This window comes from Flavobacterium sp. CFS9 (assembly GCF_041154745.1).
Lineage (GTDB): Bacteria > Bacteroidota > Bacteroidia > Flavobacteriales > Flavobacteriaceae > Flavobacterium.
Genome location: NZ_AP031573.1, coordinates 2960508 through 2973464, shown reverse-complemented (window position 1 = coordinate 2973464; position 12957 = coordinate 2960508). Strand labels below are relative to the sequence as shown.

The window sequence follows — 12957 nt, the reverse complement described above, 5'->3', positions numbered from 1 at the left end:
ATTTTTTCATAAAACTTTATACAGTTCAGGATAAGCAACAATACTCATCCTGAACTTTTTTTGTTAATAATTGTTCTTTTTCAACGCATTACCGACATAAAACCTCCTTCAACTAATTCTAAAACACTACCAATTGAATTCTGCCATTTCTTCCGGGGTTTCAATACAGTTTTCTACATCGTTTATAAACAGATCGATTTGTTCTTTGGTTACATTTGGCATGCAAATGATATGAGAGATATCACCCTCAGTTGCTAATTGCCATTTTGACTTCACTTCTTCGGCTATTTTTGGAAAAACTACGGTGATCGAATTTGGATTTCTCCAGGCCGCAATTCCCATGTCTTTTAATCGCTGCTCGCAGTATTCTGCTACTTCCAGACTGTGTAAATAACGTTTTTTTAATCCTTCAATCCCCAGTTTTTTCAGGGTAAACCATAAAAACAATGGAGAGTGTCCATTTCTGGATCCAGTAATGGTAGTATCTAAGGAACCAATATAGGATATCCCTTTTGAGATTCGATCTCTGTTAGAGCGCTTCGTGATAATAACACCGGTTGGAATAGGCGAACCAATAAATTTATGCCCGCTGATGGAAATGCTGTCGGCTCCATCCATAAAATCAAAGGGAAGTCGCGGTTCCATAAAGGCACCATAACTTCCGGATAGAGCTGCATCACAATGAATGTAGCTGTCTTGTATGGCTAATGCTTTTAGAATATTCTTAATTTTTGAGACGTCATCTTTGGCTTCTTTCATGGTGGTACCAAAAGTAGTCAGTACAATAGCCGGTTTATGACGATTCAGTTTTAACGTGTTTTCAAAATCTTCATAATCGATTTCACCATTTTCCTGTGAACGAATAACAATACTCGGAATATTAAGCAAATGAATGTTTTTACGCACGCTGTAATGGGTGGATTCCGAATAATACACCATTGCTTTTGGATATAATTCTCTTGCAAGATACAGGCCATATAAATTACTTTCAGAGCCGCCATTGGTCACATAACCCCAATAATCTTTTGGATTGGCTCGGAATAATTTGGCAAAAAAGCCCACCACTTCCCTTTCCAGTTCGTGTGTTTGTACTTTGTAGGTGCAGTCTTCAAAAGGATCTCCAAGATTATTGATCGGGTACTTTAAAAAATGATTGATTTCCGAATAATCAAAATCTTTGGATACCGGATAGCCTAAGAAATTATCTCTGGCATTTTCGATGTATCGATTCAAGTCGACTAAACGTTGATTGTCTTGTATGGATAATGATTCTGAGATCGGTGTCATAACATTTGTTTTTCTGCAAATGTACTTTTTATGGTTTAATATTCTTTATTCATAACAAAACTCGAAATATAATTCTATATTTGAGCTATATTTAAGTTTTTTAATATTGAATTTACTATTTCTTTTTTCTGAAACCATATAATTATTCTGAGATGGACGCTATAGACAAAAAAATATTGATGCTTTTACAGCAAGATGCGAAGCAAAATACAAAAGAAATTGCCGAAAAAATAGGCTTATCAGTCTCGCCTACTTTTGAGAGAATTAAGAAGCTGGAGCAAAAGCAGTATATCAAAAGCTATGTTGCTTTGCTGGATGCCGAGAAAATTGGAAAATCAATCAGTGTGTATTGTCAGGTTACTTTGGCGGTACATTCACGGGAATTGATTGATGCTTTTAAACAGCATATTCTGGTATTGCCCGAAATAACCGGCTGCTTTCACGTGTCCGGGAATTATGATTTTCTGCTGAAAGTGGCTGTCAATGATATGAACGAATATCAAAAGTTTGTTATCGATAAATTATCGGTTATCAAAGGGATTTCAAATGTGCAAAGTTCTTTTGTGATGGAAGAAATAAAAAATGATTTTGCCTATAATCTATAAAACCGGAATTTCATCCCAATGAACATAATCATTTATGGGAAGGGAAGCTCATTAAGCACAGAAAAATTATAAAGTTTTTCAGGAAACTCCTCGAAGATTTGAAAAAAGAAGAATAAAATCCTCAAACAAATCGTTTGAATTTTCTTTCAAAACCAATAATTCAAAAAATATTTTTCATTTTTTTTGAAAGTTATCTTTTCATTAAAACAAAAGAAAAATCTTATTTTACATTTTCTACATCAAAAACAACCAATTCTGAATCAAATAAGTACAACCACACTAACTTTAATCCATTTGTGATGGGTTATTTCTAAAGGCACTGTTTCGGGAATAAGCCTGAAAAAATTTTTTAAAATTTTTATTGTGTATTCTAAAAACAGTTGTATTTTTGCACCCGCAAGAACAAAGCAGGTCCGTTCGTCTATCGGTTAGGACGCCAGGTTTTCATCCTGGTAAGGGGGGTTCGATTCCCCCACGGACTACTTATCAAAACAAAAGCTTCAGAGAAATCTGGAGCTTTTTTGTTTATAGGCATTTCTACAATTTCCATACAAAAGGGAATCAGGGATCAGATATAAAATATCGAAATAGGGTAAAAAGATTAGATAATTTGTATAGAAAGAAATCTAATTGGATTATAGCACACAGATCTTACTGATTCGCCATGCGAAAACGCAAATTTGCATGGATTTTTTATGGGGATTTGAAGGCGGTAAAAATTGCTTTTGCCCTTTCCGGGCAATTCTATACCTTAATCTAATTCATTCATAGTGCTACGCGCCATGCTGGTGCTTTTCGGGCTTTCAGCCCTTTTTTCTTCGACTTTTGTTCCTGATCCCAAAAAATAGTAGTTTTACGAGTGAATAGATGTAACTCATGAACGATATTTTTATAATAATGGGATGCGCGTTAGGGATGGCAGCGATATCCTTTTGCGATATCCTAAATTTTTTTCATCCCTTTAACCTCTTATCGCAAAAGATTTAGCGTACAGCCCGACCCGGAGGGAAACGCCATTATTAAAATCAGCATTACTAAAATGATATTTATTTGAAAATAGAATATACTCACTAATCCATTAACCTATAACCAACCTAATTTATGAATAACAAAACCCCATTATTACTTTTTACGTTCTTATCCCTGATTCTTTTTTCTGCTACAATTCAGGCGCAGAACCTTCAGAAAACCATGAAGGATAGTTTAGCGCTTTACAACAAGATGCTTTCGGCAAAAGAGTTACAGGAAGATCTTAAAATACTCCGTACAATAAATGACAAAGCGAATTCCGGTTTGTATCAATATCATTCGAAAAAACAGGTAGACAGTATTTACAACAGTGCTTTTAAGAGCATTCAAAAACCGATGAGGGTTATCGACTTTTACAAAATAATGCTTCGTCTGTCGGATTATGAAGGAAGTTTACACAACTATACCATTCCTGATCTCGATCTGATCAATTTTCTGAACAGACAGAAGTCTTTTTTCCCTTTTCCTCTGGTCTATATTAACGGACAGATTATTTTTGACGGTCAAGCATCGGATATACCTCCCGGCTCAAGGATAAAAAGTATAAACGGAATAAGTGACACAAAATTAATGCGCTCTTTCTACAAATATTATACGACAGATGGCCATCATGTTGCCCAAAAATTATCGGCCAGTGTAAATAAATCCTTTGGATTAAATTACCTGCTCGAATATGGTCTTTGTGATGAATTTATGGTAGAATACAGTACCCCAAAATCTGAGTCTCTTCAAAAAACAGTACTTCGTGCAGTAACGCTGAAAGAAAGGACAGCCAACCTTAAAAATAGGTTTAGTGCTCCGGTTACTGATTTACTGGATTATAAAAAGCAATCTCCGTACAGCTTTCGTATGATTAACCCTGCTACAGGTTTGTTGAATCTTAGATTTTTTGGTATGGCTTATGGAGCAGACGATCCTAAGTTTAAACCTTATGTTCGATTTTTAGATAGCATTTTTACCCAACTGGACAAAAACAAAGTGGCTAATCTGATCATTGATGTTCGAAATAATCCGGGAGGCAGTGATCCTAACTTTGAACAGCCTGTAATGTACCTGACCGATAAATCCTTCAAGGAAAATGAGAAGGCTACTATAATTTTCGATCCTGGTGTTTTACCTCTCGAAAAGTATTTTTGGGGTATCTCTACTTCAGAACGAATGGATAGTACTGCTCTAAAAGCGGGAAAAGAATATCTAAAGTCACTGTATCCGGTATTCAAAAACAACATCAGTATTCAGGATCAGAAATACAATCCGGTTTATCATCCTAAATCACCGCTCTTTAAAGGCAAGCTTTATCTTTTGATTAATGAAAATGTGGCATCTGCTGCTTCGCATTTTGCCTCTCTGGTAAAAGGATTTGTGGATAATGTTACTATCGTAGGTGTCGAAACTGTTGGGGGATACTACGTCCATAACGGCCATTCTCCTCTGATTTATGAGCTTCCCAACTCAAAAGTAAAAACACAATTTTCAATTGTAAATGTCGTACAGGATGCTCCTAAAAAAAAGAACCAGCCGGAAGGCCGCGGTATCATGCCTGATTATGAAGTATGGCCTACTCTGGATGACTTTTTTAAACAGAAGGATACGCAAATGGAATTTACGCTTAAGCTTATTGCCAAATAGTTAATGTGGGTTTGAAAGAATGTCGTGGTATCGTACGCGGATTAGACGGATTCACCAAGGCGAAAACGCGGATTAATACGGATATTTTTCTTTGCTTCTGATTGTAGAAAATAAGAATATCGTATTTCTGCTCCTTTATAAAACTATTGAGTTATTCAAATAAATAAACAGGCAATTACGTTGGATTTTGTATCTATTCCAACATAGTTGCCTGTTTTGTTGTTTCTTTTAACCTATTGGTTGTATGCAGATTTCACAGATTTTTCATCCGTTCTTATGGCTGCTTTGCGTAGATCTTTGCAATCTTAGCGGTTATAAAATCTATTACTCCGGACAAATAAACGGATAGTATTTTTCGTCTATAATAGGTTCTATTCCAAAGAAATCATTCAGAACCGACTCGGCTGTACAGAAGGCACCTTCTACCCAGGCCTGATCGTTTGAATAGGTTTCACCCACGATAAAAATATCGCAGTCTGCTTTTGGAACAAGTTGTGAAGGTTTTCTAATTTTTCTTTGTACGTCTCCTAAATTATAGTGCGATTTATAGGCGTGGTATCCTGCATTAAAAGGAGGCAATGACCAGTCCATATATCTCGTTTCTAAAGGTTCAGGCACCGCTGAATAATCCGTCTGTGGTCCAAAATGTAATGCTGCCAGTTGCGAGCGAAGCATTTTAACCATTACCGGAGTGGCTAAGCGAGGTCCTTCAAGTGTCTGGCAATCTCTGGACTCCGGAATTTCACGTGTTCCATGAGGGCCAAGTTCTAAAGCTTTCCAAAATGTGGTGTACTGAATGTCGTCATAACTGGCCAAAATACCATATACTTTTTCTCCTTTTTGATTGATGGCGTTATCCCCAAAATAGACCACTTGTCGGATCGGCATATCGGTAATACTTGGACCAATGGTATCTAATTCGGCTATAGCTGAGATTTGCTTTTCTTCTTTAAAAGTCAGACGTTCCTGAATTGCATTTTCTACTGCAGCTATAAAACTGGCCTTATCGTTAAACGATGTCGCAATAATAACCGGATTTTTTGCTGCTTCTATTGCTTTCAGATAATTAGAAGGGAATTTTTCTTTTTTCAGTTTAGCAATTCCTTCCTGCGTTAAAAAATAACTGGTTAGTTTGGCAGGATAAGTCGGGCTTCCGGCTTCGGTGGTTCTCCACCATGGCGTAGTGAAAAACATTCCTATTTTATAAGAAGGTTCCATTATTACAGATTCCAGATAAAGCTGTACGTCTTCATGGTTTAATATGTCCTGACCTTCATCGTCTGAATAACGTGTCGCCTGAGCTACCAGTTCAATGGATGCGCGAGGCATGGCCAAAAATGCAGCATCACATATTTTACTTTCGGCAAGTTTATCAGGAGTTGCACGTTTTGCAGTAGTAAAACGAATCCCTGCCTTAGTATGCAGAATCGAACGCAATCGGGTATCCGGAAAGTAATTCAGCGTAATTCCTTTTTGTTTGGCCAGTTTTTCCACTTCATCGAATAAGGCAACAAATAAACTGGAATATCCTTTTACCAGCGTTTTATATTCGGTTCCAGGTGTAAACTCGTCATTCACATTAAACGACTGGGCACTATGACTGTTTACTACATTGGAGCTATAACCGTTACCATCTGCCAGATAGCCAAATCCTTCTTGTCCAAGTCTGTCATAGGCAAGATTCCAATATCCAATATCTTTTAGTAAATCTCCTTTTTGAAAGATCGAACTTTCCGGCATATCAATATTGATTCTTCCTTCTTCATAAAACTTACACCATTCTCTACGGGTAACAGGGCCTGATGTTGCGGTGATTGCTACAGATTGTATGGTGGTAAATCCATCATCCGGCGGAGCATCTTCTGCGTAATTATTAGCAAAATAAGGAGCCGGCTGGTTCGAATTAACATCTGAGACATACATGTTTTTGGAACGTAAAGACATTAAAGGATCAGCAGATTCGTTAAATTCAACGGAATCTTTCTTTAAATCCAGTTCTTCTATCGTTTTTGTGACTAAACGATGTCCTGCCCCTTTAGGCGTACCGTCCCAATACGAATAGCGCATACCGCCCAATTCCAGATACGAATTGTCTTTGTTGTCTTTATAGTGCCAAGTACAAACGCGTGCTCCGGCCTCTCTGGTACCGGGATTTTTTTTAGAAAAATCATATTTCCCCCAGTCGTAGAGTTCTAGTACATCGCCTTTAACCAGCATTTTTTCATTTTTGTCGCGTTTGGATTTTCCATCAAGTAGTCTCCACGCTGTATAGAGTCCGGCTGCACCGGCTCCAAAAATAGAGTATGTTTTCTTGCTCATGATATTATATTTTTAATTTTTTTTTATTGCTTTTGGTGGTTGTTTTATTCGTTCCCCAGCCTTTCCATTTGCTGTGCCAGGTCTTTTTGAGGGATTATAATTTCTACCAGAGTGGGCAGATTTGTTTTTTCTTTTAGTTTAAGAAGTACCTCGTCTAATTCTTTAACGGTTTCAGCACGGTAACTCTTTGCTCCAAATGCTTTAGCCAATGCGGGATAGTCCCATTTTGGAAGAATATCAAATTCATCAAACTTATGAGACGGGCCTGCTTTAAACGAATCCATATCTACATATACCTGCTCGATAGCATATACTCCATTGCTCATCACAAAGATTACGGAGTTGATATTGTATTTTACCAGGGTCGAAAGTGCTTGTGCAACCATCATAAAACCACCGTCACCTGCGATAGTCCAGGCTTGTTTACCGCTTCCTAACTGAGCTCCGGAAGCCGCACCGGTTTCAAAACCGATACACTGCCAGGCCGCAGAAGAAATAAAAGCATTCTTGGATAATCCGTACATATTGGTGGCTACATACATGGATGAACTCACCCCAAAAGTGAACACAATATCGTCCAGCATTTTTTGTTTTTCCAGAAAATAAGTGGCTCTCTCAAAAAAGCGGTTAAAGGTTATTATTTCGGGAATCTTATCATATTTCGGATCGGAGTTGGATCGCCATGGTTCGGGAAATTTTGGCTGAGCCGGAGCTACTGCTTTTAAAGGATATCCTGAAGCTTTTTTGAATCGTTCGGTTAAGGCTTCGATGAAATCTTTTAAGGTTACATTTTCATAAGTAAAATAACCTACCCTCATTTCCTGCGTGGTTGCCTGAATCATGGCTGAAAATTTATTTTCTACCAGCCATAAATAATCATCGGTAATAATCGTTCCTAAAGATAAAATACAGTCTGAAGCTTCCACTATCTTAATGACTTCGGGTATCGAAGCCTGATCAGAGTACGTTCCTATAAACTTATCTCCTTTCTCATCCAGGACTGTTTTTCCGAGTGACGTTGTAGTGTACAGCATTCCACTTGCTTTGATAAGCTCTTCTAACTGCTTTGTTAAATTGTGTCGTAAAAGCTCTACTCCTGCAAAAATCAGCGGTTTTTTGGACTGACTGATTTGTGTCCAGGCTTGCGAAACTGCATTCTCCAATTCAGCTGCTTCGCTTTTTATGATCTGAGGTTCTAATTTTTTATTGGAAGGTTTAGGACAAGGTTCGCCCCACACCTCTTTGTAACAGGCTATATAAACCGGACGCTGATGTGTAAGTGCTGCGATGATTAAGTTATCGATTTTTTCGGGAGCATCGACAGAACTGCTTAGGGTTTCGGCCGCAACGGTTACTCTTTCAAAAATTTCCTGATCGGCATTAAGATTGCCTGTAGAATGGTGATAAAGTACATTGTACATATTTCCAATTTGCCTTGCATCAGCTCCGGGTGTCGCACTAATTACAACCACAGGACTTCGTTCTACATAAGCACCTGCAATAGCATTCAATGCGCTGTAAGTACTTACCCCATATTGCAACGATACTGCTCCTAAACCTCGTGTACGGGCATAGGCATCTGCTGCATACGAAGCATCCAGTTCGTTTGAAGTTCCAATAGTTTTAATACCGTTAAAGTCTTCGAGAGCTTGTGTAAAATGTTTTACATAATCTCCCGGAATCTGAAAGACCTCGGTAACATTTAATTGTTTGAGTCGGGTAAGCAGATAATCTGCCACTGTAAATTCTTTTGTAGGTTTCATTGTTTGGCGGTTCTAAATTAGGAGTCTTGTTTTTGTTTTGGACAGCAGATCTCTTCACTGGTATTCTTTTGAAGCGATCTCCTGATTTGAATTTCATTATAAAATTACCAGTCTGTCTGAACTCAAATTGAAAAAAAGGCATGAGTGCCGATTTTTTATCCATGAGAAACCCAAATAACAGCATGAGGTCAGTTTTTGCATTTTAGAACAAAGGCCGGTCTCTTTATCATAGTCTTTTCCTTTTTTTTAGGCTAAAAATGACTCCTCAACCGCCGAACAAAAACATATCCATCTGTATAACAAACAAATAGACCTAAAAAAACAACCGTTTTACGCTTTTCCGTAATAGTTTTTTGATGTTATGCGGAAATTCTGACGTTATTTTTTTCTAAAAATATAAATCAAAAACACCAATTAACACATAAGTAACTGAAAATTAATATTTTACAAATATGAAGATTATTAAAAAAAGGGTATTTTTACGCTGTCCTGATGTCCCTAAGTTTTTCTAATTTAGATATTCTATAAGCCCAAGTTTTTATTACAAATCCAAATTTAAGCCGGGAAACACTTCTTTTTATTTTTGAATCTGCGCCTTAGAGCTACTTCTTTTTTAGCCTATTTACATCGTATTACTACAAGCGGAATATCACAAAAACAAGCCTAAAATACCCCCATTGCTTTAAAAAAGGCAGAGATTTGAATTGCCTTTTCTTAAAGAATATCAGAATATTAAAACTTTTTCACCAGATGATTTTTGAAGTTATTCAGATAATTACAGAACAAGTCAACAACTACCTCGACGAAATTGGGTTGGAAAAAACGGTTGTGCCTGAAAACATAGCTTTTCTGGAGTCGCAGAATGAAACTGTATCCGGAAATCTGGAAGATAAGGTAGCACTTACTCTCATCAATCTGGATGAAGAAGCAACTTTGAAAAACTTTCCCAATCACATGGTTCAAGGCAGTAAAACAATCTACAAAAACAGTGTCATCAACTTAAATCTGTACTTGCTTTTTAGCGCCAACAGAACCATATACATCAACTCTTTAAATGATATTTCGAAAATCATTACTTTTTTTCAGGGGAAAAAACTTTTTACACAATCCGATACTATTTACAACCGAAATAATGTGGCAATGGCCAATATCGACAACTTCAAATTTACCGTCGAGCTTTACACGCCCACTTTTGAAGAACTGAACTACATCTGGGGAACTTTGGGCGGCAAGCAGCTTCCATCGGCCTTGTACAAGGTGAGCATGATACAAATTGAACGCAATATTGCTCAAAGCGAAGGACCACTGATCAGCAGAATTAAGGGTATAACGAAAACAAGAAAACAGTCATGAGTTACAGTATCACATACGGATTGTTATTGGAAGTAACTCTTTTGCACAATTATTTCCTGAATAACGGTGAAGAGACCTTTGCAAGTATGTCGAATGATGATAAAGAAAAAATGCTGCAAAAATTCAATACTGACGTTTTCACCACGATCACACCAACACTGGAGACCTACACCATACTCCAAAACTATAAAATGGTATTCAAAGAAAGTAAAACGGGTTTCAAGATTTATATTAAAGTCAAAGAAGCTGACGAAACAGATCCGTTTATCAAGGTTCCTTCCGATCTGAACCTGAACTTTCTAATCACTATCCACGACTATCAATTTGAAAATTATACCAATTTAGAATTTACTCCTAACCGGGTATTTCTGTTTAGTAACGTGAGACCTCCTAAAGAACCGGTTACTTTCAAATATCTTCCAAAAATTAATGACAACAAGTTAATATCAAGTGCCTATTTAGTATCCGAAGAAACCACTGCTGATCTAATTTCGACACTACATTCATCAGAGACACAAGATCTATTTGGAATTACTTCACTGACGATGCAAGGCGATAATAATCCTGAAAAAATTTTGGACGATGATGGTAAATTGAACAGTCCAAACTTCAAAATCCATTTTGACAACCGAAAAACGCTTTGGAAATACATCAACCGGAAAGCGGCTACCGAAATTGAAACCAACTCGACAAAACCTTTAACGCGTTCCGGCTTTGTTGAAATTGATCCGCTAACCGATTTTGATATACCACAGCCGGTGAGCAGCAGCTATCCTAATCCATCTGTAAAATCAATAACAAAAGACAATGGTGATTACTATTCTGAAATATTTATTTAATAATTAAAAACAATTAATCATGGCAACAACTTACAAAACACCCGGGGTATATGTGGAGGAAATCGTAAAATTCCCTCCTTCTGTTGCCCAGGTAGAAACAGCAATTCCCGCTTTTATTGGCTATACTGAAAAAGCTACAAACAAGATTAATGGAGATTTGAAATTAAAACCAACCCGAATAACATCTCTCTTAGAATACGAACGTTTTTTCGGCTCTGCAAAACCGGAAACAACCATTAGTGTTACCATCAATGATGTTTCTACTGATAATGGTGACGTCAGATCTATTATTGTAGATCAGCCTACTTCAAAGCAGCCTTTCCTGATGTATTATTCGCTGCAATTGTTTTTTGCCAATGGCGGTGGTCCTTGCTACATTGTTTCAGTAGGACGTTATGGCAATGATTTAGATGACGCAGATTCTCCTGTTACTACCATCAACAATAGCAATGCGCTGAAAAGCGGACTAGCAGAAATCGAAAAAGTAGATGAACCGACGTTGTTATTGTTTCCGGACGCCACAAAAGTTTCGGGAATTACGATTACGGACTACTACGGGTTATACAACGATGCACTGACTCAATGCCAAAATCTTCAGGACAGATTTACCTTGATTGATACACTGAATTATGATGAATCAAGCCCTACAGATACGAATATAGACGATTTACGAAATAAAGTTAGTTCTGAAAAAGATACGATTAAATACGGAGCAGCTTATTATCCTCACTTAGAGACCATACTTGATTATGCTTTTGATGCGAGTAAAATTGTTTTAAAACACTATTCTTATACGGCAAAAGCTTACGATAAAATTGCTGAGGGATTAGTACCCATTGAAGATCCTGCTACCGGAATTACGGCTACAGTGACCAAATTGGTAAGTGAACCAGTGGCTGGCGATATTGCCGGACAAATTAGTGATCTGTTGTTACAAATGTACAGTAATAATGCCACCGGTTTTGATTTAGGCGGAACCTTTGCGAGCAGCCCTGCAAAAAAAACGGCTTTCTTAAATAAACTGAACCCTTTACTGACTACTTTGGAAGCTTTGTCTATATTAAAGAGTTCATTAAACGATGAAGCCAATGCTGCCATCAGTACCATCTCAGACGAGGATCCCGGAATTGCAAATACCATCACCTCAACCCTGAATACTTTCAATTTAATTTTTACGGCTCCGGGTAAAATCGATGCTGTCTATAAAAATTTAAAAGCGTTAAAGAAAAAAATACAGGATGAAAACACAGATCCTAAACTGAAAAAAATTCTGCTAACCGATACTTTAAATTTTGACACCGAATTAAAAAAACTGGTAACCTATACTCCTCTGAATGCTCAAACGGGAATTAGCGGACTAGTCAATAATTTCTCAGGCATTGCTGCCGCTCTTACCGCGCTTCTAGCTGCTATTAAATCGGTTAACGGAAAAGATTTAAATAATGGAGCATTAAACGGAAGAAAACTAAGTGCTCTGGAAGCAGTTGACAATGCTACTTACAATAAAATCCTTACCGAAATTTACAACCTGCCGATAACACTTCCGCCAAGCTCTGCTATTGCCGGAGTTTATGCGAGAGTTGACAAAGACAGAGGGGTTTGGAAAGCGCCTGCAAATGTAAGTCTGAACTATGTCATAAAACCTACCGTAAAAATCACCAACAACATTCAGGACGGTTTAAATGTCGATACCGTTGCCGGAAAATCAATCAATGCCATCAGAAGCTTCACCGGTAAAGGAACTTTGGTTTGGGGCTCCCGAACATTAGCCGGAAACGATAACGAATGGCGCTATGTACCAGTGAGACGTTTCTTTAATATGGCCGAAGAATCCATCAAAAAAGCGACCGAACAATTTGTGTTTGAACCTAACGATGCCAACACCTGGATACGCGTGCGAGCCATGATCGAGAATTTCCTTATTCTGCAGTGGAGAGCCGGAGCGTTGGCCGGAGCTAAACCGGAACAGGCTTTTTATGTCAGAATCGGATTGGGACAAACTATGTCGGCTATAGACATTCTCGAAGGGCGTTTAATTGTCGAAATTGGAATGGCAGTGGTTCGTCCGGCAGAATTTATCATACTTCGCTTCTCTCACAAAATGCAGGAATCTTAATTAAAACACTAACACTA

The 12957-nt window shown here is 37.7% G+C and carries 8 protein-coding genes and 1 tRNA gene; 6 read left to right on the top strand and 3 right to left on the bottom strand.

Annotated elements, in window-relative coordinates:
- Positions 1-126 precede the first annotated feature (126 nt).
- Positions 127-1287: a histidine decarboxylase gene (locus ACAM30_RS12820; RefSeq protein WP_369615019.1), complete on the bottom strand. Its 1161-nt coding sequence runs from the start codon at positions 1285-1287 to the stop codon at positions 127-129.
- 152 nt (positions 1288-1439) lie between these two features.
- Here ACAM30_RS12820 and ACAM30_RS12815 point away from each other — a divergent pair, with 152 nt between their 5' ends.
- The 3 genes from ACAM30_RS12815 to ACAM30_RS12805 all read left to right on the top strand — a co-directional run bounded on the left by ACAM30_RS12815 (position 1440) and on the right by ACAM30_RS12805 (position 4550).
- Positions 1440-1892 carry an Lrp/AsnC family transcriptional regulator gene (locus tag ACAM30_RS12815; protein WP_369615018.1) on the top strand — a complete coding sequence of 151 codons (453 nt, stop codon included), beginning with the start codon at positions 1440-1442 and terminating at the stop codon, positions 1890-1892.
- A gap of 410 nt (positions 1893-2302) precedes the next feature.
- A tRNA-Glu gene (locus ACAM30_RS12810) sits at positions 2303-2374 on the top strand.
- Positions 2375-2993: 619 nt separating this feature from the next.
- Positions 2994-4550 (top strand): S41 family peptidase, encoded by a 1557-nt coding sequence (locus ACAM30_RS12805; protein ID WP_369615017.1) that lies wholly within the window; start codon positions 2994-2996, stop codon positions 4548-4550.
- 324 nt (positions 4551-4874) lie between these two features.
- Here the strand turns inward: ACAM30_RS12805 and ACAM30_RS12800 are convergent, their stop codons facing one another.
- On the bottom strand, positions 4875-6869 hold the full coding sequence (locus ACAM30_RS12800; RefSeq protein ID WP_369615016.1) for a hypothetical protein: 1995 nt from the start codon (positions 6867-6869) through the stop codon (positions 4875-4877).
- Positions 6870-6913: 44 nt separating this feature from the next.
- Positions 6914-8632, bottom strand: a complete 1719-nt coding sequence (locus tag ACAM30_RS12795) for an alpha-keto acid decarboxylase family protein (protein ID WP_369615015.1) — start codon at positions 8630-8632, stop codon at positions 6914-6916.
- A 750-nt stretch (positions 8633-9382) separates the two neighbouring features.
- On the opposite strand from ACAM30_RS12795, the gene ACAM30_RS12790 reads away from it, so the two are divergent.
- The 3 genes from ACAM30_RS12790 to ACAM30_RS12780 are packed head-to-tail and all read left to right on the top strand — an operon-like array spanning position 9383 to position 12940.
- Positions 9383-9985, top strand: a complete 603-nt coding sequence (locus ACAM30_RS12790; RefSeq protein ID WP_369615014.1) for a DUF4255 domain-containing protein — start codon at positions 9383-9385, stop codon at positions 9983-9985.
- A complete protein-coding gene (locus ACAM30_RS12785) occupies positions 9982-10824 on the top strand; it encodes a hypothetical protein (protein WP_369615013.1) in 843 nt (280 codons plus the stop codon). Before ACAM30_RS12790 ends, ACAM30_RS12785 begins: the two co-directional genes overlap by 4 nt.
- 19 nt (positions 10825-10843) lie before the next feature.
- On the top strand, positions 10844-12940 hold the full coding sequence (locus ACAM30_RS12780) for a phage tail sheath C-terminal domain-containing protein (protein ID WP_369615012.1): 2097 nt from the start codon (positions 10844-10846) through the stop codon (positions 12938-12940).
- The last annotated feature ends 17 nt before the right edge of the window (positions 12941-12957 follow it).

What these genes read in the sequence shown, in the direction of transcription:
- ACAM30_RS12820 (WP_369615019.1), bottom strand. Translation starts at nt 1,287, where the DNA reads ATGACACCGATCTCAGAATCATTATCCATACAAGACAATCAACGTTTA.
- ACAM30_RS12815 (WP_369615018.1), top strand. Translation starts at nt 1,440, where the DNA reads ATGGACGCTATAGACAAAAAAATATTGATGCTTTTACAGCAAGATGCG.
- ACAM30_RS12805 (WP_369615017.1), top strand. Translation starts at nt 2,994, where the DNA reads ATGAATAACAAAACCCCATTATTACTTTTTACGTTCTTATCCCTGATT.
- ACAM30_RS12800 (WP_369615016.1), bottom strand. Translation starts at nt 6,869, where the DNA reads ATGAGCAAGAAAACATACTCTATTTTTGGAGCCGGTGCAGCCGGACTC.
- ACAM30_RS12795 (WP_369615015.1), bottom strand. Translation starts at nt 8,632, where the DNA reads ATGAAACCTACAAAAGAATTTACAGTGGCAGATTATCTGCTTACCCGA.
- ACAM30_RS12790 (WP_369615014.1), top strand. Translation starts at nt 9,383, where the DNA reads ATGATTTTTGAAGTTATTCAGATAATTACAGAACAAGTCAACAACTAC.
- ACAM30_RS12785 (WP_369615013.1), top strand. Translation starts at nt 9,982, where the DNA reads ATGAGTTACAGTATCACATACGGATTGTTATTGGAAGTAACTCTTTTG.
- ACAM30_RS12780 (WP_369615012.1), top strand. Translation starts at nt 10,844, where the DNA reads ATGGCAACAACTTACAAAACACCCGGGGTATATGTGGAGGAAATCGTA.